The organism is Micromonospora sp. CMU55-4 (assembly GCF_011602315.1).
In the GTDB taxonomy this organism is placed as follows: Bacteria; Actinomycetota; Actinomycetes; order Mycobacteriales; family Micromonosporaceae; genus Micromonospora; species Micromonospora chalcea.
Genome location: NZ_JAAOLH010000003.1, coordinates 173,754 through 196,989, shown reverse-complemented (window position 1 = coordinate 196,989; position 23,236 = coordinate 173,754). Strand labels below are relative to the sequence as shown.

Genomic DNA, 23,236 nt, shown 5'->3' with positions numbered 1-23,236 from the left:
CGGATGGCGGAACGGACATCGCCGTTCGACGATGACAGGAGGGACCGTGCGCACACCATCCCGTGCGTTGACGGGGACCACCGCGCTGCTGCTGGCAGCCGGTCTGGTCCTGACCGCCGCTGGCGGCGGCCAGGCGGCACCCCGGGAACAGACCCGTACCCAGGCGCCACCCGACCACCTGCCGGGCGACCGGCACGACACCAAGGCCACCGACAACCGCAAGGGCCGCGTCGCCGCCACCGAGCGGCAGCGGGACCGGGCCGCCGCGCTCGGCGCGCGCGTGCGCTGGACCGACTTCGGTACGCCCGCCACGCTCACCTCCACCGGCAAGCCCCTGGCCACCGGCCTGCCCGCCGACCCGGCCGCCGCCGCGCGCGCGTACGTGGCCGCCAACCGGGACGTGCTGGGCCTGACCGCCGAGGGCGCCGCCGCGCTGGAACTGCTGACCGTGGCGCCGATGGGGCAGGGCGCGACGGTGCTGCTCCGGCAGCGCTTCGGTGACCTGCCGGCCGCCGTCGACGGTATGCTGTCGGTCGGCGTACGCGACGGAGCGGTGTGGCACGTCAGCTCCTCGCTCGCCCGCGACGCCGGTACGCCGGCCCCTGCGACGATCAGCGCCGAGCAGGCCCGCAAGGCGGCGATCGCCGATGCCGGCCGCGGCGACGCGCAGGTCATACGTACCTCATTGGTCGCGGTGCCCACCGCGGACCGTGGGCCGCGCGCGGCGTGGGAGGTGGTCCTCGGCGCGGACACCACCGGCGCGGACCCGGCCGCCTACTCCACCTACGTGGACGCCCGCGACGGCGCCGTGCTGGTCCGCGAGGACCTGATCGACCACGCCTCGGACCACCCGTCCTGGGAGGTCTTCCCGAACTCGCCCCGGGTCGACAGGTCCTCCGTCGACACCCGTAAGCGGTGGTGCGCGGTGCCGGCGCGCGGCTGCGCCGAGGTGGTCGGGGTGCCCGGGCACCCGGCCTGGGACGTGGACCCGGCGACCGGCGAGTCCACCACCACGACCAAGGGCAACAACGCGATAGCCGTGCAGAACTGGTTCAGCAACGACGCGTTCAGCGTCGGCACCGAGACCGCCACGCCCCGCCCGGACCGCAAATACGCGTACCCGTGGACGAACCAGTGGCGGGAGCAGCGCTGCAACCCGGAGGTGTTCACCTCGCCGCGCGCCAACGACATCGACGCGGCCCGGGCCAACCTGTTCGCGATGCACAACCGGATGCACGACTGGACGTACCACCTCGGGTTCACCGAGGAGACCTGGAACATGCAGCAGGACAACCTCGGCCGCGGCGGTCTCGGTAACGACCCCGAGCAGGGCAACGCCCAGGCCGGTGGCGTCAGCGGCGGCCCGCCGACGTTCCCGGCCCGCAACAACGCCAACCAGATCACCCCGCCGGACGGCGTCGCGCCGACCACCAACATGTACCTGTGGCAGCCCACCGCCGGCTCGTTCTACGCGCCCTGCGTCGACGGCGACTTCGACATGTCGGTGATCGCCCACGAGTACGGTCACGCGGTCACCAACCGCATGATCGCCGGCCCGAGCGCCGGGGTCAGCACGCCGCAGGGCATGAGCGAGAGCTGGTCCGACCAGCTCGCGATGGAGTACCTCTTCGAGCACGGGTACGCCGCGCCCGGCCGGCGCGGTTTCACCATCGGCGAGTACACCACGCAGGACCCGAACGCGGGCATCCGCAACTACAACATGAGCGACAGCCCGCTGAACTACAGCTCGCTGGACTACGACTTCGTCGGCCTGCAGGTGCACGCCTCCGGCGAGGTGTGGAGCGCCACCAACACCGACATCCGCGCGGCCATGATGCGCCGCTGGGGCAGCGGCACCCCGGCGATCCAGAAGGCGTGCGCGACCGGCGCTCGCGACGTGACCGCCTGCCCCGGCAACCGGCGCTGGATCCAGCTGGTCTTCGACTCGTTCCTGCTGATGGCGGTCAGCCAGGTCAGCATGGTCGACGCCCGGGACGCGATGCTCGCCGCCGACCGGATCCGTTTCGGCGGGGCCAACCAGGACCTGCTCTGGAACGCGTTCGCCAAGCGCGGCCTGGGGGAGGGCGCGGTCAGCGTCGGCCACACCGACCCCGACCCCACGCCGGGCTTCACCTCCCCGTACGCCCGGGAGGGCTCGCTGCGGCTCCTGCCGGTGGGCGAGCGCGGGCCGGTGGCCGGTGCGCAGCTGTTCGTCGGGCGCTACCAGGCGCGGGCCGTGCCGGTCGCGGACACCGACGCGGCGACCCCGCTGACCGACCGGGTGGACCTGGTGCCCGGCACGTACGAGTTCGTGGTGCGGGCCCCCGGCTACGGGCACACCCGGATCGGCCCGGTGACGATCAAGGCGGGCCAGAACCGGACGCTGCCGGTGAAGCTGCGACCCAACCTGGCCTCGGCGACCACCGGCGCGACAGTGGCCGGTGACGGGATCAACCTGCCGCAGATCGTCGACGACGACGAGGCCACCAACTGGGCCTCGCTCGGCGCGCCGGTCGCCGGCCGGCAGGTCACCGTCGACCTGGCCGGCGGCGTCCAGCAGGTACGCCGGGTGCAGGTCAGCGCGATGCTGCGCCCGCCGGTGGCCGGTGACGCGGATGCCGGCACCCAGAGCCGGTACTCCGCGCTGCGGCAGTTCCGGGTGCTGGCGTGCACCGCGCAGGGGCCGGTGACGTGCGCCGACGCGGCGGACTTCCGGCCGGTCTACACCAGCAAGCCGGACGCCTTCCCGTCGGTGGCGCCGCGTCCCCGGGCGCCGGAGCTGATCATGCGGTCGTTCGACATCCCGCGCACCACTGCCACGCACCTGCGCGTCGAGGTGCTGACCAACCAGTGCACCGGCGCGCCGGACTACGCCGGTGAGCAGGACGACGACCCGCGGGCGGCGACCGACTGCGCCACCGCCAGCCCGCAGGCGCAGAACGTGCGGATCGCCGAGTTCCAGGCGTTCTCGCACTAGCTCCACTCGGCGGGTGTGGACGGGCGGCCCCTGTCGTCCGTCCGCACCCGCCGCCGTGTGTTCACGCGGGGTTCGGGGCGCCGTCGCCGGATCGGGGCTGTACCGGGGGCAGGATCCCGGACAGACTGAGCGTCGACCGGTCATCAACGCCGGTCGATGCGCTGTCGTCCCGTTCAAGGAGGATCCCTTGACCCCGTTCCGCGCCGCCGTCACCCGCGTACGCCGCGCCCTCGCCGCGTCCGCCCTGGTCGCCGCCGTGGCCGCCGCCGCGCTCGTCGCCCCCGCCACTGTCTCCACCCGGCTCGCCGAACCGGCCGCTGCCGCCGTCTACGGCTCCTGCACCCAGTCCCGCTGCGCCGACGCGCGCACCGCGCGGTCCGGCTGGTCCGCGAAGAGCTTCCCGACCAGCCGCGGCTGGTACTCGTGGAGCGGCGGCCAGTGCAACTTCGCCGGCGGCCGGTTCTACAACTACGAGGGACAGCTGCCCTCCGGCGCCACCTACTACGAGTACGACGTCTACCCGCGCGCCTGCAACGCCTCCCGGGACGCGTACCGGATCGTGGTCAACAAGAGCACCGGGGCGACCTGGTTCTCACCCGACCACTACGCCAACTTCTACCGGCTCTGAGCAGCCTCGACGCCGGCCGGGCTCCCGACGCCCGGCCGGCGCCGTCGGGAAAGGACGGATCATGGGTACGCGGTTGCCGGCCTGGCTCGGGTACGACTTTGCGCCGTCCGAGCCGGACGGTGTGCCGGTCTCCGGCGTGGCCGGCCGCACCCGGGCCGGGCTGCACGAGACGCTGGCCGGTGCGCTGGACCTGCCCGACTGGTACGGCCGTAACTGGGACGCCCTGGCCGACGCGCTCGCCGACCGCCTCGACGCCGGTCCGCTGACAGTGGTCGTGACCGACGCGGCGTACCTGCTCGCCGACGAGCCACCCGCCCAGCTCGGCACGCTGCTCGACGTGCTCGGCGCGGTCGCCGCCGGTGGCCACGAGACGCTGCGGGTGGTGCTGCACGACCACCCGGACCGGCTGCCCGCCCTGCGTGACCGCGTCGCCGCCGTGCTCGGCGGACGGCTCGCCGGCCCACCCGCCACCGGCTGATCCCACCACCCGCACCCGTCACCCTCACCCGGCCTGCCGACCGGGGCGGTGATCAAGGAGTTTGTGTCCGAATCAGGCCGCCGGGGCGACCCAAACTCCTTGATCAACGCCGCGAGGGCGGGTGGGGGTCAGGTGGGGTGGTCGAGGATGGCGCTGAAGCGTTCCTCGGCCAGGTCCAGCTGGGCGAGGATGTGCTCCTTGACCGGTGGCGACAGCGGTGTGTCCGGGCGGGCGACCAGGTCGCGGAAGACCGGCACCAGCGGGCGGTACTTCGCGGCGGCGCGGGCCACCTTCGGCCCGACCGTGTGGATCACGCCCACGCCGTTGTCGGTGAAGTCGGACACCTTGATCACCCGAGCCCAGGGCTCCCGTTCCAGGCTGGCCGCCACGTGCTCCCGGTACTGCTCGTCGCGGTCCCGCCCCGGGTCGTACTCGGGGTTGGTGACCGCCGCGACCAGCCGGGCGACCCGCGACCCGAACCGGCCGGACAGTGCGGCGAGCGCCGCCGAGGTCACGTCGGGCCCGGTGGCCGAAGGGTCGAGCCCGGCCAGCTCGGCGGGGTGGTCCTCGACCGCGTCGTGCAGCAGCCCGGCGACGATCACGTCCACGTCCCGCACCTGGTAGTGGTGCATCAGCCGGATCGACACCCGCAGCAGGTGGTTGAGGTACGGCTCGCGTACCCGCCGGTCGTCGCGGTGCAGGTCGGCGGCCAGGTCGAGCGCCTCGGTCAGCCGGTCGCGGTCGGCCTCGTCGAACGCCTCGATCTCCAGCCGGAACCGGGCCAGCAGGCCGGGCTCACCGTGGATCTCGGTGATCGCGTGCATCGGCATGGTGGCGAGGTACGCGGGGAACTCCATGCGTCCCTTATAGCCGATCTTCGCTAGATCCGGGGTCCGACACCGCGGCCGAGCAGTTCACCAGCGGCGCCACCTCGGCAGGTCGCGGCGGGACATCTGTCGCCAGAACCGGCGCATCCGTGCACGCCGCACGTTCTGCCAGGAGGCGCGGGCGGAGATCGCGTACCACAGGGAGGTCAGGTCGGCCTGCCGGGCGCAGAAGTTCTGGTCCATCCGGTGCGGCAGCGGCTCACCCTTGGGCGGCAACGGGCACAGCCGGAAGGCGCAGTCGTCCAGGCAGGTGGCGCCGGGTACGCAGGCATCGCCCCGGCGGGTGCTGCGTTCGGGCTCCAGCGGTTCCCGGTCGTCGGTGAGGCAGGGCGGGAGATCACACCGGTCGGCCCGGTGCAGGCGTTCCTCACGCTGCTTCACCGATCCGCCCCGGTCGGCGAGGTTCAGCAGCAGCATGACGTCGGCGAGCAGCCGTTCGGCGGTTGGTTCGAGCACGCTCCAACCCGTGGAGTCGGGAATCCACAGCCGTTGGCTGCGCCGTACCTCGGGCGACGGGCTGCACGACCCGACCCGGCCGGCCGTCTCGCCCTCCTCGATCCAGCAGAACCGTTCCGGCTGCCGGGTGACGAGTGCCGACATGCAGAGCCGCGCCGCGGCCAGCAGGAAAGGATGGGCCGGGCACGGCTCGCGGTCGGTGACCGCGCTTCCCGCCGTACGCAACCAGTGCTGCACCAGGCCGATGGGATTGGCGCCGGCCCCCCGTTTCGGCAGCGGCTCGCTCGGGTTCATCGGCAGCGACAGCAGGGTCAGCGCCTGGATCAGCACCAGGTGGCTGTACCAGAAGCGGGAATGGGCCAGGGCGAACTCGGCCTTCTCGACCAGGAAGCTGCGATCGGCCTCCTGCCGGCCGATCGGCAGGTGACGGATGTTCGCCGCGATGCGGAAACCCTGCGCCAGCGCGATCTCCAAGGAGACTCCGAGTCCACGGTCGTCGCCGGGGCCGTGCTTCGCCGCCAGTGCGTCGAGCCAGGCATCGAGTTGACGCTCGGTCCGCAGCCGGGTCTCCGGGCTGCCCTCGGTGTCGCGGGTGACCGAGAGGAGCAGCAACGGCGCGCTCCACGTCCGCAGCCGCTGGGGCCAGAGCGCCGAAGCGGAGGCATTCCGGTCGGGCAGGTGCGGGAGCACGCCGCCCTCGGGTCGCAGCGCGTCCGCGGCGTCCGCGCCACCGAGTCCGATCTCGCGGGCGGCGGCCAACTGGACCCGGTAGGAGGCCTCCCCGGCGGCGAGACGGAAGAGACTGGCGTAACTCGACGGTAGTCCGGGCGGTGGCTGCGGCACCTGGTGCCGGCGACGGCGTTCGGCGAGGTACCGGGCGGCGTCGCCCCACCGGCGGACGAGCCCGAGTTTCGCCTCGTCCAGCGGGCGGTCGCCGACGTCGCCCTCCTGGAACTGGGACCAGCTCGCCTCGATCCTCGCGGCGATCCGCTCCTGCTGCGGACAGTTTGTGCCGGCGTCGATCTCGAACGCGGTCGCGTACATCTCCAGCCGCCAGCAGGGGTTACGCCCCTTCTCGGCGTGGTGCAGCAGCCGTTCGACCAGATCGGCGTCGGATTCGCCGTGGCCCGCCCCCCGGGACAGGAGGACCAGCGCGATCAGCGCCTCCCGGCTGGGTTCGTCTGCGACGAGGAACGGCAGCAGGGCGTCCCGCACCTGCGTGTCGGCCAGGAACCGTGCCCCGAGATAGGCCTGGACAACACCGTGCTGGAAGCGCATGCCGTCGGGATGCAGGGTGACGAGGGAGAACTCACCGGCGGTGGTGACGGCCGTGACGAGGTCGGCGCGGCTTCGCACGTCGAGCCCGCCCTCGACCTGGTCTCCCAGGTGGTTCGTGACGGCTTCGAGCGCTTCTCTGAAGTCCTTCCCGCCGTCGCCGGCGTCCGTCAACTGGTCGTAGGTTACGTTCAGCGACTTGCGCAGCAGGCCCGCGCACGCGAAGGCGGACACCACGGCCAGGGCGTGCCGGCGCTCATCCGAGCCGTGCGCGAAGTCCTCGCAGATGTATCCGTCCTGGAGCGCCTGCAGCCATGCGTCGAGCAGGCGGCGGCGGATGTCTGCCCGGTCCACCGGACGGACCGATCCGCCGGTCTCCCGGTGGCTACCGAGCCCCTCCGGCAGCCGCCCGAGCCGGTTGAGGTCCCGGATGACCTTCAGATAGACGGGTGACTCGGTCACGTCGGCGTCGTTGATCAGATGCGCGACGGTCATCCGGGCCGGCCTCGGCGCCTGGTCGTCGCTGTCCAGGCCGAAGGTGAGCGCGTGGGTCTCGCTGAGCGGCTCGAGCCCGATCACCACCGCCGGCATGCTGCGCAGCGGGTCGTAGGGGCGGGTGGCGGTGACCAACGGAAGCCGGTTCTGCGCGGCCCGGGTGAACGCCTGGCGGAGCACACTGTCGTGCTGGCCCTCCTGACCCTCCTGGCCCTTCCCGTACTGCCCGCCGAGTTCTTCCAAGCCGTCGGCCAGCACCGCGATCTTGTTGCTCCACCGCAGTTGGCGCCACAACCGGTCGGCCTGTCCACCGTTCCACAGGTACGGGTCGACGTACTGCGTGAACTGCTCGCGCGCCGCCTTCTCGAAGTCGAGGGAGTCGACGTCCTTCACCTCGCGCAGCGAGAGGGCGACAGGTACGACGCCGCGCCGCGCCAGCTCGTGGGTCAGCCGCAACATCACCGCGGTCTTGCCGGCGCCGACGCCGCCGACGAGGATCATCGGGCACCGGACGTCCGGGTCCCGGATCCGTTCGATCAGTACCTCGCACAGCTCGTCGCGGCCGACGATGTCGGCGAGCGTGTCGTTCGAGGTGCCCACCAGGTCCTCGGCGTGCTCCTTGGCGATCCGCTGGTACCGCCGATAGACCCGGACGAAGGTGAGCAGGTAGAAGCCGACGAAGGCGATCGCGACCGCGAGGACCGTGCCGAGGAAGCCGCTGATCTTCTTGCACTGCCCCTGGTTCGCGGCGCCGTCGCAGAACTGGTCCTGGACCCAGGCCAGCGGCGGGAGCTGCTCCACCCGCCAGTGCCCCACCGTCACGTTCCACAACGGCAGTACGAACTGGGTGAGCACCCAGACACCCACCACCACCGCCGCGCCGACCGCCAGCACCAGCCACCACCAGGGACGGTGCCACCATCGGGCCGGAGCCGCGGGACGGGTCGCCGCTCTCCGGCGCTGTCGTTGCGACCGCTCCCCGTACCAGGTGGTGGCCCGGCGGGACACCATCGCGGCCCAGACACGGGGCGTCCAGAGCCAGCCGCGCCACAACGGACCCCGCATGCCGGCACCCCCCCGGGCTCGCGTGCCGCCCGTACGGCGGAGGCGAGCGACGCTCACTTGGTCTCCGGGCCGAGGCTAACCCCTGCCTGAGCTGGGAGGAGGGGGTTTGCGTCAGCCGCCGGGGGTGAGGCGCTTGACCAGGCGTACGCAGGTGCCCTCCGGCGTGCCGACGATGGTTGCCTCGTCCATCACCCGCGCCATGATCAGCCGCCCGCGTCCCCGGTCGCCGCTCTCGTCGCCGTCGGCTGGCCGCCAGCCGCCCTGGTCGCGTACCTCGATCTCCAGCCGGTCGCCGCGCAGCTCGGCCCGCAGCGTGGTGATCCCCTCCGGTGCGAAGCGGTACCCGTGCTCGATGGCGTTGGCGCACGCCTCGCCGGTGGCGATGAGGACGGTTTCGACGTCCCACTCGCTGACGCCCCGGGCGTGCAGCCAGCCGCGTAGCCGCTCGCGGGTGGCGGCGAGCCGGCCCGGGTCGGCCGGCAGCTCGATGGTGAGGACCGGGCCGACGTCGCCGGATGTCCCACCCGTCACGTCCGGCCCTCCGTCCCGTGCCCGTCCCCGGACCTGGGCGCCCACTCGCGCTGTCACCGCCCGATTCTCACCCTGCTGTCCCCGGTGACCGCCGATTCATTCCCCCGGCGGCGCTGTCCGTCAAACGTGATCATTGCGCATCGGGGGCGGCGTGTCAGCCGGCGGCCCGGCAGGGCGGCAACGGCGGCGGGCCGGCGCCCCCCGGAGGGGACGCCGGCGCGGGATGAGCGGACGGTCACGCCGGCGACGTGGAGGCGGTACGCGAGCGGGTATCGGGGCAGGTCAGAGCGGCAGCCGCCTGGCGCCGGCGAAGGCGTCGACGACGAGCGGGACCAGCGGGGCCGGCATCGGCCGGGCGGCGCGCAGCGTCGGCGTCCATCCGGCGTCGCCGCCGAGGTCCGGGTCGTGGACGGCGTTGTACGCGGCGAGCAGGCTCACCGGCCGGGGCAGGCGGTCACCCTGGCGCACCCAGCTGCCGCGCTCGGTGAGCGCGGTGCCGCCCCAGTCGTACAGCAGGTCTGCGGGGCCGGCGTCGCCGGTGAGCGTGAAGAAGTTGTTCTCCGCGTACAGCGCGGACTGCACGCCGACGCCGAGGGCGTACTCGAAGCCGGGCCCGCCGAGCCGGTAGTGGTTCTCGTGCACGTCGACCTGGCCGAACCGTACCCGGGGCAGCCGTTGCAGCGTGCCGTCGAACAGGTTGTGCCGCACGGTGACGGCGAGCCGGCCCACGTCCGGCCCGACGGTGTTGGACGAGCCGATCAGCATCACCTTGTCCCGGCCGGTGAACCGGTTCCAGGAGACGGTGACCAGGCTGGCGGTGTGCGTGACGTCCAGCGAACCGTCGTGCACCTGCCAGGGCCGGCCGAAGTAGACGGGCTGCGTGCTGTCCGGGTTGTCGCCGTCGGTGAACGTGTTGTGGTCGATCCAGACGTGTTCGCTGCGCCGCACCGAGATCTGGTCGTACTGGGAGTTCCAGTTGCCGGTGTCGCCGTCGGTGGGGGACCAGGCGGGGAAGCAGTCCCGGGCGTCGACGAACTCGATGTTGCGCACGATCACGTTGTCCACCCGGTCGATCATCAGCGTCAGGCCGGTGAGCCGGGCGCCGCGCAGGCCGATGATCGTGGTGTTGGAGCCGACGTTGATCTGGGTCAGCCGGGTCTGGTTGGCCACCGACCGCACCCGGGCGGCCTCCAGCGGCCCGCTCGGGTTCGTCCGCCCCCAGGTCGCCGGGTCGTACGCGGCCAGGTAGGCGGGCAGCGAATACTCCGGATCGGCCAGGTCGGCGCAGTCCAGCGGCGTGCCGTCCGGACCCTCGAAACCGTCGACGGTTCCGGCCACGTACACAATCTTGGAGGTGGCGTCGGTGGCGTTCGTGGCGTTGTCGCCGCCGAGCGCGGCGACCAGTTCGGCCCGGGTACGCACGACGCGCACCCGCTCCGGCGTGGCGGCCGACCCGCCGGTGGTGCCGGTGCCGGCGGCGGCCCAGCCGTCGTTCGCGGCGAGGGCCTGGCGGCCGATCAGCTCGGCGGCCCGGGACGGCTCACCAGGTGCGGCCGGCGCGGGCGCGGCGGTGGTGAGGACGAGCGCGGCGGTCAGCGCCGCGACGACTGCGGTTCGGGTACGCATGACTCGTTCCGTTCTCCTGGAGGGACATTCACTGCGCGGGCAGGTCCACCACGTACGGCGTGACCGCCCACGGCACGCCCGCCTCGGACGGCAGCGCGCCGGTCTGCGCGGCGGCCCGCAGCACCGCGCCGACGCCCCGCACCACCCGCACCCGCTGCGGGCCGTCGCCCGCCACGCGCACCAGGTCCCCGTCGAGCAGCCTCGGTTCGGGCGCGTCCCGCAGCGCGTCCAGCACCGCGGTGAACGGTTCGGTACGCGCCAGCGGCGCGATCAGCGGCGTGCCGTCCGCGCGGTGGTCGAGCAGGTTCGCCAGCAGCCCGCGGCGGCCGGGCACCGGGCGTGGCGTGTCGTCGCCGGGTAGCCGCAGCCGGTCGGTGGGGTACTCCAGCACCGCCCGGCCCCGCTCGCCGGTGACCAGCACCTCCCCGGGTACGTGTTCCTCGGCGGCGAGGGTGAGCGCGGCCAGCACGGGCGGCCCGGCGTGCGGGGTCAGTCGCAGCACTGTGGTGTCGTCCACCTCGATCGGGCGCACCCGGTAGCGCTCCACGGCGATCCGGGCGGGGCGGACGGGTGCGCCGGTGACCGATTCTGCGACGGCGAGGCACTGCATGAGCGCGTGGGCGAGCGGGTTGGCGAGCGCTCCGTCCAGCGCCGGGCGGCCGTCGACGGTTCGTCGCCCGGCCCACGGGGAGCGGGCGTAGTAGGCGTCCGGGCGTTGCCAGGCGGCGAGTGTGGCGATGCCGGTGAGCGGGCCGAGCCGCCCGAGCGCGCCGGTCAGTTCGGTCAGCGCGGCCGAGCCGAGCGCCTGGAAGTTGACCTGCACGGCCCGGCCGGCGGCGTCCGCGGCGGCGGTGAGCGTCAGGTGTTCGGCGAGGTCGAGCACCGGCGGCTTCTCCAGCAGCAGGTCCGCCCCGGCGGCGAGCGCGTCGAGCGCGATCGGCAGGTGGGTGTGCGGCGGCGTGCAGATCACCACCACGTCGGGCCGGGACTCGGCGAGCATGGCCCGGTGGTCGGTGAAAACGGCCGCCTCCGGCGGGACCGGCGCGTCCGGTTCGGCATCCAGCGGCCGCACGTCGACCAGCGCGACCAGGCGCGCCCGCCCGGCCGCGTGCAGTTCCGCGATGGTCCGGCGGTGCCAGCGGCCGTGCCCGTTCGCCCCGATCAACGCCACCCGTGGCGGCCCGCCGGCGCTCACCGGGCGCCGCCCGGCGTGCTCCCGGTCACCGGGCGTCCGCCAGCGTGGCCCGGACGCCGTGGCGTTCCAGCGCGGTGAGCCAGCCGGTCACGTCGGCGCGGAACTCGTCGTCGGCGGCCAGGTCGGGCGGGAACACCTCGCGCAGCGCGAAGACCGCGTCCACCACCCCGGCCGGGGTGTGCGCTCCGGCGGCGAGGGCGGCGCGCAGCCGGTCGGCGAGCGGGTCATCCAGCGGCAGCGGCCGGCCGTCGTCGGCGTACCCGAGCAGGAACCGCAGCCAGGCCGCCACCACGAGCGCGCTCCACCGCGCCGACCGGCCGGCCGCCCGCAGGTCGGCGACGGTGTGCAGCACCCGCTGCGGCAGCTTCTGCGAGCCGTCCATGGCGACCTGCGTCGTCCGGTACCGGATCGCGGGGTTGGCGAAGCGGGCGAGCACCTGCTCGCCGTAGGCGGTCACGTCGACGCCGGCCGGCGGGGTGAAGCTCGGCGTGATGTCCTCGGCGACCAGCCGCCGCAGCACCGCCTCCAGGTGCGGCAGCGCCAGCGCCTCGGCCACCGTCTCCGCGCCGGCGAGCGCGCCCAGGTACGCGGTGGCCGAGTGCACGCCGTTGAGGGCCCGCAGTTTCAGCCGCTCCCACGGGCCGGCGTCGTCGGTGAGCACCGCGCCGGACCGCTCCCAGGCCGGGCGGCCGCCGGGGAAGTCGTCCTCGATCACCCACTGCGACCACGGTTCGGCGGCGATCGCCGCCAGGTCGGTCACGCCCAGCGCCCGGCGCGCGGTGTCCCGGGTCTCGTCGGTGGCGGCCGGCACGATCCGGTCGACCATGGTGCCGGGGCAGGTGACGGCGGTGAGCACCCGTTCGGCGCTCGCGTCCGGCACCCGGGCCAGCGCGAGGCACTGCTCCACCAGCCCGCGCAGACGGCGTCCGTTGGCGGGCAGGTTGTCGCAGCTCACCAGCGCGATCGGCCCGGCGTCGGCGGCGGCGCGGGCGAGCAGCCCGCGCACCAGCAGACCGGGCACGGTACGCGGGGGACGGCCGGTGGTGAGGTCGGCGGTCAGGTCCGCGTCCACCGTCAGCGCTGCGGTCACCGGGTCCAGCCGGTACGCCTTCTCGGTCACCGTCAGCGTGACCACCCGGATCGCCGGGTCGGCGAGCAGGCCGACCACCGCGTCCGGGTCACTCGCGGCGTGCCGTACCCCGGCGAGCGCGCCGACCACCCGGGTGGCCGCGGCGTCGGGGGCGAGCGTGGTGACGCTGAACAGGCAGTCCTGCGCGGCCAGGGCGTCGACCACGTCGGTGCTGCGCGGCGCGACGCCGATGATGCCCCAGTCGCCGCCGGCCGCGCCGACCGCCGCCTCGGTGTGCACCGCCTGGTGGGCGCGGTGGAACGCGCCGACGCCGAGGTGGACGATGCCGGCCGGCACGGTGCCGGGGCGCAGCAGCGGCCGGGACTCCGGCGGCAGGTGGCGTAGCGTGGCCAGGCCGAGCCGGTCGGGGGTCAGCGCCATGCCGGGCCGTCCGGGAAGCGGAACCGCGCGATCGACTCCGGGCGCATGGTGGAGCTGTAGCCGGGCACGGTGGGCACCAGGTAGCGCCCGCCCCGGGTGCGGACCGGGTCGGTGAAGTGCTCGTGCAGGTGGTCGACGTACTCGACCATGCGGCCGTCCAGGCTCGTGCCGACCCGCAGGTGGTCGAAGATCGCGAGGTGCTGCACGTACTCGCACAGGCCCACGCCGCCCGCGTGCGGGCAGACCGGCACGCCGAACTTCGCCGCCAGCAGCAGCTCGGCGAGCACCTCGTCCACGCCGCCGACGCGGCAGGCGTCGATCTGCATCACGCCGATCGCCTCGGCCTGGAGCAGCTGCTTGAAGATGACCTTGTTGGCGGCGACCTCGCCGGTGGCGACCCGGCAGCGTCCGCCGGTCAGCTCGGTGACCGCGCGGGCGATCCGGGCGTGGCCGAGCACGTCGTCGGCGTGCGTGGGCTCCTCGATCCAGTACGGGTCGACCTCGGCGAGCACGCCCATCGCGGCGATCGCCTCGTCCACGTCCCACACCTGGTTGGCGTCCATCATCAGCAGCGCGTCCGGGCCGATCTCGGCCCTGATGATCCGGGCCCGCCGCAGGTCGTCCTCGATCCGCCCGCCGACCTTCATCTTCATCGCGCGCCACCCGGCGGCGTACGCGTCGCGGGTCAGCGCGCGCACCTGCTCGTCCGGGTAGCCGAGCCAGCCCACCGACGTGGTGTACGAGGGGAACCCGTCGCGTTCCAGCCCGGCGAGCCGGTCGGCCAGGCCGTCGCGTCCCTTGTCGAGGATGGCCGCCGCCTCGTCCGGGGTGAGCGCGTCGGTGATGTGGTGGAAGTCGACAGTCGCGACCAGCTCGTCGGTGGGCAACTCGGCGAGGAGGCGCCACATCGGCTTGCCGGCGAGCTTGGCGCGCAGGTCCCAGACCGCGTTGACGAGCGCGCCGGTGGCCATGTGGATCACGCCCTTCTCCGGGCCCAGCCAGCGCAGCTGCACGTCGGCGGCCAGGGAGCGCCAGAACGCGACGGGTTCGGCGGCGATCTCGGCGACGGTGCGTCCGCGTACGTGGTGGGCGAGCGCGCGGACCGCCGCGCAGGTGATCTCGTTGCCCCGGCCGTTGGTGAACGTGAACCCGGTGCCGGTGGGCCCGCCGTCGGTGGTCAGCTCCACGTACGTGGCCGAGTAGTCGCCCCGGTTTATCGCGTCCGACCCGTCGCCGCTGGCGGCGGTGGGGAAGCGCACGTCGTGCACCTCGACGTCGACGATTGTGGTCATGACGGCCCACCTCCGAACTTGAAGACCTGCTTCGGCAGCCGGTACGCCAGGTCGACGATCGTCTCGGCGGCCTCGTCAGCGGTCATCCGGTGCTCGGTGACGAGGCGGGCGAGGAATCCGGCGTCGACCCGGCGGGCCACGTCGTGGCGTACCGGGATGGAGCAGAACGCGCGGGTGTCGTCGACGAACCCGGCGGTGTTGTAGAAGCCGGCCGTCTCGGTGACCGCCTCGCGGAACCGGCGCAGCACCTCGGGGGAGTCCAGGAACCACCAGGGCGCGCCGAGGCGCAGCGCCGCGTAGCCGCCGGCCAGGGGGGCGAGTTCCCTGGTGAACGTGTCCTCGTCGAGCGTGTAGAGCACCACTGTGAGCCGCGGGTCGTTGCCGTGCGCGTCCAGCAGCGGCGCGAGAGCGTGCACGTACTCGGTGGCCTGCGGCACGTCCCCGCCCACGTCGCGGCCGTGCCGGGCGTGCAGCCACCGGTTGTGGTTGCGCACCGCACCGGGGTGCAGCTGCATGACCAGGCCGTCGTCGAGCGACATCCGGGCGAACTCCAGCAGCATGTGCGCCCGGAACGCCTCCGCGTCGCCCGTGTCGGCCAGGCCGCGCCGGCCCCTGTCGTAGAGCGCGGCGGCCTGCGCCGGACTGAGGTCGAGGGTACGGGCGGTCGGGTGCCCGTGGTCGGTGGAGGTGGCCCCGGCGGCGGCGAACGCCTCCCGCCGGGCCCGCAGCGCGGCCAGGTATCCGGCGTACGTGCCGGTGTCCTCGCCGGAGACCTCGGCGAGCCGGTCCACGTTTGCCGCCCAGTTGCCGAACTCCATGTCCACCACGTCGTCGGGGCGGAACGTGGTGACCACCCGCCCGCCCGGCCCGCCCCAGCCGTCGGCGGCGAGCTTGGCGTGCCGGCCCAGGTCGTCCAGCGGCGACTCGGTGGTGGCGAGCACCTCGATGCCGAAGCGCTCGAACAGCGCCCGGGGCCGGAATCCCGGTTCGGCCAGGCGCGCGGCGAGCGCGTCGTAGACGGTGTCGGCGGTGGCCGGGCTCAGCGGCGTGTCGACGTCGAACACGTTGCGGAACGTCTGCTCCAGCCACAGGCGGGACGGGGTGCCGCGGAACAGGTGCCAGTGCGCGGCGAAGCGCCGCCAGATGGTCCGCCCGTCGGTCTCCACCGGGCTGCCGTCGACGCTGGGCACGCCCAGGTCGGCCGGGGGTACGCCCTGGCTGAGCAGCATCCGGGTCAGGTAGTGGTCGGGTACGACGAGCAGCCGGGCCGGGTCGGGGAACGGCTGGTCGTCGGCCAGCAGCCCGGGGTCGACGTGCCCGTGCGGGGAGATGATCGGCTGCTGCGCGGCGAGCGCGTACAGCTCGCGGGCCAGGGCACGCAGGCCGGGCTCGGCGGGCAGCAGCAGATCGCTGGGGGAGATGATCGGCACGGGGGCGGGCTCCTCGGTCAGGGCAGGGTGAGCAGGTCGGCGACGCGGGTGGGGGCGCCGGTCTCCAGCGAGCGGTTGGCGGCCAGGCCGGTGAGCAGCGCGAGCGCGCCGTCGCGGGCGGTGGCGGCCCGGCCGAGCGGGTCGGGTTCGCCGCCGAGCAGCACCCGGGTCATCCGGGTGTCCGCGCCGCCGTGCCCGCGCCGGGTCCAGCCCTCGACCGGGATCTGGACCGGCGGCGCCCAGAACGGGCGCAGCGTGAGCCGGGCCGCGCCCCGCTCGACGGCGGCCTCGTCGCCGTGCAGCGCCGCGCCCTTCAGTGCACCGGCGACGGACGGGCTGACGTGGTCGCTCTCGGTCACCTCCAGCTCCAGGCGGCCCCGGCTGCCGTTGACCATCACCCGGTAGCCCTCCCAGGGGGCGTACGCGGTCAGGTGGTAGGTCATGGTCGCGCCGGTGTCGTAGCGGGCGAGCACCGCGAGGTCGTCCTCGATGGTCACGCCGGGGGCGAAGACGTTGCGGTCGCGGTGGTAGCCGTCCTCGGCCTCGGCGTCGAGGTACAGCTCGCGCAGTCGCGGGTGGTCGGCCAGGCGCAGCGCGAACGGGTCGCCGTCGGCGGCGGGGGAGCCGTGCGCCCGGTCGTAGTCGCGGGCGTAGCCGTGCCGGCGGCCGTGGGCGCCGTAGAAGAACAACCTGCCGTACGCGTGCACCTCGACCGGGCGCGCGTCCAGCCACCAGTTGACCAGGTCGAAGTGGTGGCCGGACTTGTGCACCAGCAGCCCGCCGGAGACGGACTTGTCGCGGTGCCAGCGGCGGAAGTAGTCGGCGCCGTGGCGCACGTCGAGCAGCCACTCGAAGTGCACCGACCCGATCTCGCCCACCGCGCCGTCGGCGAGCAGCCGCCGGACCTGCTCGTGCAGCGGGTTGTAGCGGTAGTTGAACGCGACTGTGACGCGGCGGCCGGTCTCGGCGACCGCGTCCAGGATGCGGCGGCACCGTTCCGCGTCGACCGTCATGGGCTTCTCGACGATCACGTCGCAGCCGGCGCGCAGCGCCGCCGTCACGTACTCGTCGTGGGTGGCGTCCACGCTGGTCACCAGCGCCACGTCGACGCGTTCCTTGGCGAGCATGGTGGTGAAGTCGGCGGCGGCGTACGTGGGCACCGGCGACCGGCCCAGCTCGGCCAGCCAGCGGTTGTGCGCGTCCATCCTCGTCTGGTTGACGTCGGCGAACGCGACCAGCTCGGCGGTGTCGGCGTGGTCGAGCGCCAGGGCGCGGACGAACATCTCGGCGCGCGCCCCGGCGCCGACCAGGGCGTGGCGGACCCGTTCCCGGGCCGGTGGTGACATGACGTCGGCCTCCCCGGCAGTCGGCTGCAAAGGTTTGCAGCCGAAGAAACCACGACGATGGATACGTCGTCAACGGATGGCGGTCAAGCCGCCCTGTCCATCCGCATTGATGAGGTTTCGCGCGCCCACCGGCACCGTCGCCGCAATCGAGCCGCAACAATGGACCGTTGACACGGGCGCAACCGTTTGCATTAATGGGCGACACCCGTGACCCCCACCACATCGGACGAGGGAGCCCGCCGTGCCAGCCACCATCCGGGACGTCGCCCGCGCCTCCGGTGTGCACATCTCCACCGTGTCCCGGACGTTCTCGGCCCCGCACCTGGTCAACCCGGAGACCCGGGTCCGGGTGCTGGCCTGCGCGGAGGACCTCGGCTACCGGCCCAACCGGGCCGCCCGGGCCCTCATCACCGGCCGTACGCACAACATCGGCCTGATCGTGGCCGACATCGCCAACCCGTTCTTCCCGCCGCTGATCAAGGCGGCGGAGGGGCAGGCCCGGCACCGCGACTACCACGTGTTCGTCGCCGACACCAACGAGGACCCGGTCGCCGAGGAGGACCTGGTCCACGCGCTGGCCAAGCAGGTCGACGGCGTGCTGCTGTGCAGCCCCCGGATGAGCAACAGCCTGATCGAGCAGGTCAGCCGCGAGGTCCCGGTGGTGGTGATAAACCGCCAGGTCGCCGGCCTGCCCTGCGTGATGATGGACGTCGGGCAGGGCGCCCGGGCCGCGATCGAGCACCTGCTCGGGCTCGGCCACCGCCGGATCGCGCTGCTCGGCGGCCCACGCGGCTCGTGGACCGCCCGGGAGATGCGCCGCGCCGCTACCGCCGCCGCCCGCAGCGGCTCAGCGGAGCTGACCGTCCTCGGACCCAACCAGCCCACCGAGACCGGCGGCGGCGCCCTGGCCGAACAGGTGCGCCGCAGCGGCGTCACCGCCGTGCTCGCCTACAACGACCTGATGGCGATCGGCCTGATCGAAGGGCTGGACGCGCTCGGGACGCGGGTGCCGCACGACGTGAGCGTGGTCGGCGTCGACGACATCGCGCTGAGCCGGCTCACCCGCCCCAAGTTGACGACGGTGGCCACGCCGACCGCGGCCGCCGGCCGGACGGCCGTCGACATGCTGCTGCAACTCGACTCCGACGCGCCACGCGGCGCCCGGGGCCGGGGCGCGGCGGCCGGCGACCGTCGCACCACCGCACAGGTAATGCTCCAGACCGAACTGGTCGTCCGCGACTCGACCGGGCCCGTCCCCGCGCCCGGCCGGGACGGCACCGGGGCCTGAGCAGGTGGCCCGGGCCCGCACAGCACTGCGGACCCGGGCGGCCCGTGGACGGCCGCCGGTGACGTCGTCGCCTCCCACAGCCGAGGAGTGAGCGCAGATGCACCCCGCAACGTCCCCCACCGCCGGCGCACCCGCCGGGCGGCATCACCGTACCCCTCTGACCCGACGCCGACTCGTGCGCGGCCTGGCCGCCGTCGCGCTCGCCGTGCCCCTCGCCCTGGGCGCGGCCGGCTGCGGCGACGACGACGCCGGCGGCGACGGCGGCCCGGTCAAACTCTCCGTCTTCTGGTGGGGCGGTGAGGCCCGGGCCAAGCTCACCGAGGACGCCCTGGCCCTCTACACCAAGAAGCACCCGGACGTGACGTTCGAGAAGACCTGGCAGGCCAACCAGGGCTACTTCGACAAGCTCGCCACGCTCACCGCCGGCGGCAACCCGCCGGACCTGTTCCAGATCGACGACAACTACCTGGCCGAGTACGCCGGCCGCAGCACCACGCTCGACCTGGGCAGCTACCAGGACTCCGGCAAGCTCGACGTGTCGAAGTTCCCCAAGAGCCTGCTGGAGTACGGCGTGGTCGACGGCAAGCTCGCCGGGGTGGCCGCCGGGGAGAACACCCAGGGCCTGGTCTACAACAAGACGCTGCTGCAAAAGAACGGGCTGCCCGAGCCGACCACCGGGATGAGCTGGGAGGAGCACATCGCCTGGGCCGAGCAGGTGGCGAAGAAGACGAAGGTGCCCGGCACTCAGGACCCGAGCGCCGACTACAAGGCGCTCTGGGTGTGGCTGCGCCAGCAGGGCAAGGACCTGTACAACGGCAAGGAGCTCGGCTTCACCGCCGAGGACGTGACGAAGTGGTTCGAGCTGTGGAAGGGCGCGCGGGACCGGGGCGCCACCCCGAAGCCGGATGTCATCCACGAGGGCAACTCCAGCGACATCACCAAGCAGCTGGTGGTCACCGGCAAGTCGGCCACCTCCTGGGTGTGGGTCAACCAGATGCCGGACCTGAAGAAGAACACCAAGGACGAGCTGGGCGTGGTCGCGTACCCGGGTGACCCGAGCGGGCAGTGGGCGCGCGCCTCGATGTACTGGTCGGTGTTCAAGGGCAGCAAGCACAAGGACGTCGCCGTCGACGTGATCAACTTCCTGAACAACGACCCGGAGGCGGTCGCGCTGCTCGGCACCGACCGTGGTCTGCCGTCGAACATGGATCTGCGCGCCAAGGTCAGCGAGACCGCCACCGACCCGGCCATGAAGCAGTCCATCCAGGTCGAGTCCGACCTGGCGCAGAAGTTCGGCGCCTCGCCCCAGGTGCCGATCAAGGGGCACAGCAAGGTCAAGTCCGAGCTGGTCAAGGCCGCCGAGAACGCGCAGTACGGCCGCGCCACCCCGGCTCAGGCGGCCGAGCAGTTCGTCACCGCCTGCAAGTCCGCGATCGCCTGACCACACGAAAGGACCGGTCCCGTGGCTGTCACCACGGCGCCCGGCCGGACCCCGCGCACCGGACCGGCCGGCCCTCGCCCCACGCGGCGTCGGGCCGGCCGGGCCCGGCTCGGCGAGGGCCTGGCGGGGTACGTCTTCCTCTCGCCCTGGCTCATCGGACTGATGGGCGTCACGGCGATCCCCATGCTGCTGTCGCTCTGGCTGAGCTTCACCGACTACGACATCCTCACGCCGCTGTCCGAGGTGCGGTGGGTGGGGCTGGCCAACTACGAGCGGATGTTCACCGCCGACCCGTCGTACTGGCACGCGGTGCGGGTCACGCTGACGTTCGCGCTGATCGCGGTGCCGCTGAAGCTGGCCGCCGCGCTCGGCGTGGCGCTGCTGCTCAACCGGGCCTGGCGCGGCGTCGGGCTGTTCCGCAGCCTGTTCTACCTGCCGTCGCTGCTCGGCGGCAGCGTCGCGCTGGCCATCGTCTGGGTCAACATGTTCAACCGGGACGGCGCGTTCAACTCGTTCCTCGCCCTGTTCGGCGTCGAGGGGCTGCCCTGGGTCAGCGACCCGGACTGGGCGCTGGAGACGCTGATGGTGCTGGCCATCTGGCAGTTCGGCGCGCCCATGGTGATCTTCCTGGCCGGGCTCAAGCAGGTGCCCACCGAGCTGTACGAGGCGGCGGCGGTGGACGGCGCCGGGGCGTGGCGGCGCTTCCGCGCGGTCACCCTGCCCATGCTCTCCCCGGTGATCTTCTTCAACCTGGTGCTGGAGACCATCAACGGCTTCCAGGGCTTCACCGCCGCGTTCGTGCTCAGCAACGGCACCGGCGGCCCGGTCGACTCCACCCTGATGTACACGCTGAAGCTCTACATCTCCGGCTTCACCGACCTGGAGATGGGCTACGCGTCGGCGATGGCGTGGGTGTTCCTGGTGGCGATCGGCGTGGTCACCGCCGTCTTCTTCAGCACCGGCCGGTTCTGGGTGCACTACTCGGACGGAGACGACTCATGACGGCGCTTCCTGTCGCCCGCCGCCGGCCGGGCAGCGGCCGCAACGTCCTGCGGCTGGTCGTGCTCGTGGCGATCGTCGCGGTGGTGCTCTACCCGCTGTTCTGGATGCTCGGCACCTCGGTCAAGTCGCAAGCCGAGATCGTCAACAACGTCGGCCTGCTGCCGGAGGTGTTCACCCCCGGCAACTACGTCGACGGCTGGACCAACTTCGACATCAGCTTCGGCCGGTTCTTCCTCAACAGTGTGCTGGTCAGCGGGCTCACCGTCGTCGGCAACGCGCTGTCCTGCCTGCTCGCCGCGTACGCCCTGGGCCGGCTGCGGTTCCGGCTGCGCAAGCTGTGGTTCACCGTCATGATCGGAACGCTGCTGCTGCCCGGGCACGTGCTGATCGTGCCGCAGTACATCCTGTTCCGCAGCCTCGGCCTCGTCGGCGGCGACTGGCCGTACCTGCCGCTGCTGGTGCCGCAGTTCCTGGCCACCGAGGCGTTCTTCGTCTTCCTCATGGTGCAGTTCATGCGCGGCATCCCGCGCGAGCTGGACGAGGCGGCCACCATCGACGGCGCGTCCCCGTACGGCGTGTTCCGGCACGTCATCCTGCCGCTGAGCCGCCCGGCGCTGGTCACCACCGCGATCTTCTCGTTCATCTGGACCTGGAACGACTTCTTCCGGCAACTGGTGTTCCTGTCCAGCCTGGAGGACTACACGGTCCCGGTGGCGCTGACGCTGTTCATCGACTCGACGAGCCAGAGCGCCGTCGGCCCGATGTTCGCCATGTCGGTGCTGTCGCTGCTGCCGGTGTTCCTGTTCTTCCTGGCCTTCCAGCGGATGCTCGTCGAGGGCATCAACACCAGCGGGCTGAAGGGATGACCGCCGTGCCTGCCCGTGGCGACTGGCGGGACACGCTGCGCGAGGCGACCGATCTGGCGCTGCTCGGCTTCGCCGTGGCGCTGGCCGCGCTGCCGGTGCTCACGCTCGCCCCGGCGCTCGCCACTGCCAGTGCCGCGCTGCACGACAGGTCGGTCACCGGTTCCTGGCCCGACGCGCGGACCAGCCTGGCCCGGTTCGGCCGCGCGCTGCCCGCCGGGCTGGCGGTCAGCGCCGTCGCCCTGGCCGCCGTCGCGCTGCTCGCCGCCGACCTGCTCGCGCTCGCCACCGGCCGGGTTCCCGGCGGCGGGCCCGCGCTCGCGCTCACCGCCGTCGTGGTCGCGGTCCTGCTCGGGTACGCGGGCCTGGTCACCGTCGCGGTCGGGCGCAGCGGCGGCCGGGGCTGGCGGTCCGCCGCCCGTAAGGTGGCCCGCACCTGCCCGCAGCGCCCCGGCGTGTGGGCCGCCGCCTCCGGCATCTGCGCCCTCGCGGTGCTGCTGGGCGTGCTGGTCACGCCGGTCGCGGTGCCGATCCTCGGCGGGTACGCCCTCGCGGCGCTGCACGCGCTCGACGCCCGCCGCCCGGTCCCCGCCCCGGACCCGACGTGACCGCCGAACCCCGGCTGGTGGTGGACGGTGTCGAGGTGGCCCGGTACCTGGTCCGGCCGGAGCTGGACCCGCGCCACGGGCCCCGGCCGTACCTGCATCCGGTGCGGACCCGGGCCGGCACGCCGGTCACCGACGCGCTCCCGGCCGACCACGTCTGGCACCTCGGCGCGTCACTGGCCGTGCAGGACGTGGACGGCGTCAACCTGTGGGGCGGCCGGACGTACGTGCGCGGCACCGGCTACGCCTGGCGCGACGACCACGGCGTCATCGCGCACACCGGCTGGCGGGAGCGGACCGCCGACCGGCTGGACCACGACCTGGAATGGCGGGACCGGCACGGCCGGGTGCTGCTGCGCGAGCACCGGCGGATCACCGCCACCCCGGCCGGGGAGGACGCCTGGTGGCTGGACCTGTCCGCCACGCTCACCTCCGCCACCGGCGCCGACGTGCGCCTGGGCAGCCCGGCCACGAACGGCCGCCCGGGCGGTGCCGGCTACGGCGGCTTCTTCTGGCGTGCCCTGGCCGACGGGGAAGCGCGGGTGCGCACCGCCGAGGCGGCGGGCGAGGAGGCGGTGAACGGCTCGGCCGCGCCCTGGCTGGCGTTGTCCGCCTCCGCGCCCGGCGGTGGCGCGTACACGCTGGTGTTCACCGGTCTGGGGCCCGGTGACAGGTGGTTCGTACGCACCGCCATGTACCCGGGCGTCTGCGTCGCGTACGCGTTCGACACCCCGACGGTGGTCGCGGCCAGCCGGCCCCGGCACAACCGGCACCGGGTGCTGGTCGCCGACGGCCACCTGGACCCGGACGACGTGTCGGCCCGCCTGGGGGTGACGCCGTGAGCCC

Annotated in this window: 18 protein-coding genes; 9 read left to right on the top strand and 9 right to left on the bottom strand. The window is 73.3% G+C overall.

The genetic code is table 11. The features are described from left to right. The first annotated feature begins 67 nt into the window (after positions 1-67). The 3 genes from HA073_RS07055 to HA073_RS07045 all read left to right on the top strand — a co-directional run bounded on the left by HA073_RS07055 (position 68) and on the right by HA073_RS07045 (position 4,083). Complete coding sequence (locus HA073_RS07055; protein WP_255481358.1) at positions 68-2,977, top strand: M36 family metallopeptidase; 2,910 nt, start codon at positions 68-70, stop codon at positions 2,975-2,977. Between the two features lie 187 nt (positions 2,978-3,164). After that, a complete protein-coding gene (locus tag HA073_RS07050) occupies positions 3,165-3,605 on the top strand; it encodes a ribonuclease domain-containing protein (protein WP_030499301.1) in 441 nt (146 codons plus the stop codon). Positions 3,606-3,666: 61 nt separating this feature from the next. Continuing rightward, positions 3,667-4,083: a barstar family protein gene (locus HA073_RS07045; protein WP_064445722.1), complete on the top strand. Its 417-nt coding sequence runs from the start codon at positions 3,667-3,669 to the stop codon at positions 4,081-4,083. A 128-nt stretch (positions 4,084-4,211) separates the two neighbouring features. Here the strand turns inward: HA073_RS07045 and HA073_RS07040 are convergent, their stop codons facing one another. The 9 genes from HA073_RS07040 to HA073_RS07000 form a co-directional block, all read right to left on the bottom strand. Further along, complete coding sequence (locus HA073_RS07040) at positions 4,212-4,940, bottom strand: HD domain-containing protein (protein WP_064445723.1); 729 nt, start codon at positions 4,938-4,940, stop codon at positions 4,212-4,214. 57 nt (positions 4,941-4,997) lie between these two features. Beyond that, complete coding sequence (locus HA073_RS07035; RefSeq protein ID WP_166455944.1) at positions 4,998-8,261, bottom strand: ATP-binding protein; 3,264 nt, start codon at positions 8,259-8,261, stop codon at positions 4,998-5,000. 111 nt (positions 8,262-8,372) lie between these two features. Beyond that, entirely contained in the window at positions 8,373-8,792 is a 420-nt protein-coding gene (locus HA073_RS07030; RefSeq protein WP_113972873.1) for an ATP-binding protein, read from the bottom strand. A 282-nt stretch (positions 8,793-9,074) separates the two neighbouring features. Further along, positions 9,075-10,418, bottom strand: coding sequence for a polysaccharide lyase family 1 protein (locus tag HA073_RS07025; protein WP_166455943.1), 1,344 nt, complete (start codon positions 10,416-10,418; stop codon positions 9,075-9,077). A gap of 28 nt (positions 10,419-10,446) precedes the next feature. Beyond that, a complete protein-coding gene (locus HA073_RS07020; RefSeq protein WP_166455942.1) occupies positions 10,447-11,613 on the bottom strand; it encodes a Gfo/Idh/MocA family oxidoreductase in 1,167 nt (388 codons plus the stop codon). 25 nt (positions 11,614-11,638) lie between these two features. Then, the gene (locus HA073_RS07015) at positions 11,639-13,123 is read right to left on the bottom strand and encodes a mannitol dehydrogenase family protein (protein ID WP_166455941.1); all 1,485 of its coding nucleotides are present in this window, start codon (positions 13,121-13,123) and stop codon (positions 11,639-11,641) included. After that, the gene (locus HA073_RS07010; RefSeq protein ID WP_166455940.1) at positions 13,114-14,415 is read right to left on the bottom strand and encodes an enolase C-terminal domain-like protein; all 1,302 of its coding nucleotides are present in this window, start codon (positions 14,413-14,415) and stop codon (positions 13,114-13,116) included. Before HA073_RS07010 ends, HA073_RS07015 begins: the two co-directional genes overlap by 10 nt. Continuing rightward, complete coding sequence (gene uxaC, locus HA073_RS07005) at positions 14,412-15,845, bottom strand: glucuronate isomerase (RefSeq protein WP_166455939.1); 1,434 nt, start codon at positions 15,843-15,845, stop codon at positions 14,412-14,414. The genes HA073_RS07010 and uxaC overlap by 4 nt, the downstream gene beginning before the upstream one ends. 17 nt (positions 15,846-15,862) lie before the next feature. Then, positions 15,863-17,191, bottom strand: coding sequence for a Gfo/Idh/MocA family protein (locus HA073_RS07000; RefSeq protein WP_064445730.1), 1,329 nt, complete (start codon positions 17,189-17,191; stop codon positions 15,863-15,865). A gap of 241 nt (positions 17,192-17,432) precedes the next feature. Here HA073_RS07000 and HA073_RS06995 point away from each other — a divergent pair, with 241 nt between their 5' ends. The 6 genes from HA073_RS06995 to HA073_RS06970 all read left to right on the top strand — a co-directional run bounded on the left by HA073_RS06995 (position 17,433) and on the right by HA073_RS06970 (position 23,232). Beyond that, positions 17,433-18,479, top strand: coding sequence for a LacI family DNA-binding transcriptional regulator (locus HA073_RS06995; protein ID WP_043323558.1), 1,047 nt, complete (start codon positions 17,433-17,435; stop codon positions 18,477-18,479). A gap of 97 nt (positions 18,480-18,576) precedes the next feature. Further along, complete coding sequence (locus tag HA073_RS06990; protein WP_043323559.1) at positions 18,577-19,920, top strand: ABC transporter substrate-binding protein; 1,344 nt, start codon at positions 18,577-18,579, stop codon at positions 19,918-19,920. A 21-nt stretch (positions 19,921-19,941) separates the two neighbouring features. Continuing rightward, complete coding sequence (locus tag HA073_RS06985) at positions 19,942-20,922, top strand: carbohydrate ABC transporter permease (protein WP_064445732.1); 981 nt, start codon at positions 19,942-19,944, stop codon at positions 20,920-20,922. Next, positions 20,919-21,788: a carbohydrate ABC transporter permease gene (locus HA073_RS06980; RefSeq protein WP_104114116.1), complete on the top strand. Its 870-nt coding sequence runs from the start codon at positions 20,919-20,921 to the stop codon at positions 21,786-21,788. The genes HA073_RS06985 and HA073_RS06980 overlap by 4 nt, the downstream gene beginning before the upstream one ends. Next, complete coding sequence (locus HA073_RS06975; RefSeq protein ID WP_166455938.1) at positions 21,785-22,393, top strand: hypothetical protein; 609 nt, start codon at positions 21,785-21,787, stop codon at positions 22,391-22,393. The genes HA073_RS06980 and HA073_RS06975 overlap by 4 nt, the downstream gene beginning before the upstream one ends. Further along, a complete protein-coding gene (locus HA073_RS06970) occupies positions 22,390-23,232 on the top strand; it encodes a PmoA family protein (protein ID WP_166455937.1) in 843 nt (280 codons plus the stop codon). Before HA073_RS06975 ends, HA073_RS06970 begins: the two co-directional genes overlap by 4 nt. The last annotated feature ends 4 nt before the right edge of the window (positions 23,233-23,236 follow it).

What these genes read in the sequence shown, in the direction of transcription:
- HA073_RS07015 (WP_166455941.1), bottom strand. Translation starts at nt 13,123, where the DNA reads ATGGCGCTGACCCCCGACCGGCTCGGCCTGGCCACGCTACGCCACCTG.
- HA073_RS06990 (WP_043323559.1), top strand. Translation starts at nt 18,577, where the DNA reads ATGCACCCCGCAACGTCCCCCACCGCCGGCGCACCCGCCGGGCGGCAT.
- HA073_RS06980 (WP_104114116.1), top strand. Translation starts at nt 20,919, where the DNA reads ATGACGGCGCTTCCTGTCGCCCGCCGCCGGCCGGGCAGCGGCCGCAAC.
- HA073_RS07000 (WP_064445730.1), bottom strand. Translation starts at nt 17,191, where the DNA reads ATGTCACCACCGGCCCGGGAACGGGTCCGCCACGCCCTGGTCGGCGCC.
- HA073_RS07045 (WP_064445722.1), top strand. Translation starts at nt 3,667, where the DNA reads ATGGGTACGCGGTTGCCGGCCTGGCTCGGGTACGACTTTGCGCCGTCC.
- HA073_RS07025 (WP_166455943.1), bottom strand. Translation starts at nt 10,418, where the DNA reads ATGCGTACCCGAACCGCAGTCGTCGCGGCGCTGACCGCCGCGCTCGTC.
- HA073_RS07035 (WP_166455944.1), bottom strand. Translation starts at nt 8,261, where the DNA reads ATGCGGGGTCCGTTGTGGCGCGGCTGGCTCTGGACGCCCCGTGTCTGG.
- HA073_RS07040 (WP_064445723.1), bottom strand. Translation starts at nt 4,940, where the DNA reads ATGGAGTTCCCCGCGTACCTCGCCACCATGCCGATGCACGCGATCACC.
- HA073_RS07010 (WP_166455940.1), bottom strand. Translation starts at nt 14,415, where the DNA reads ATGACCACAATCGTCGACGTCGAGGTGCACGACGTGCGCTTCCCCACC.
- HA073_RS06975 (WP_166455938.1), top strand. Translation starts at nt 21,785, where the DNA reads ATGACCGCCGTGCCTGCCCGTGGCGACTGGCGGGACACGCTGCGCGAG.